The organism is Streptomyces endocoffeicus, from assembly GCF_016741935.1.
Lineage (GTDB): Bacteria > Actinomycetota > Actinomycetes > Streptomycetales > Streptomycetaceae > Streptomyces > Streptomyces endocoffeicus.
The window spans coordinates 1-309 of record NZ_JAERRG010000247.1; the positions used below are offsets into that span (position 1 = coordinate 1).

Consider the following 309-nt stretch of genomic DNA (forward strand, 5'->3'; position numbering starts at 1 on the left):
CTGACCGGGAAGGCAGTAGCCCGCCTGTCCATCGCGGCCGCCGAGGAAACCGGACGGGCCGCGGAGCGGATCGAACTGTTCGGCAGCATCTACGAGCGGGTGATACGCACCCAGCACCTGTATCAGGAGGCGACCGGCCGGGGACAGCGAGTGATCGCCCCCGTCACCAACCGTGAAGATGCGATCGGCCTCCTTGAGGTGCTGCTGCCGGCCGAACCCGGCGATGACATCCTCGACGCAGTCGGAGAAGCTGCCCACGTCCTGGCCTACATCGTGATCGCCAACCAGCGCTTCACCGATCTTTACACC

1 pseudogene is annotated in these 309 nt (G+C 65.7%); it reads left to right on the forward strand.

Annotation, left to right across the window (positions count from 1 at the left end):
• Positions 1-309, forward strand: a pseudogene (locus JK364_RS54820) (oxidoreductase); the annotation flags it as partial.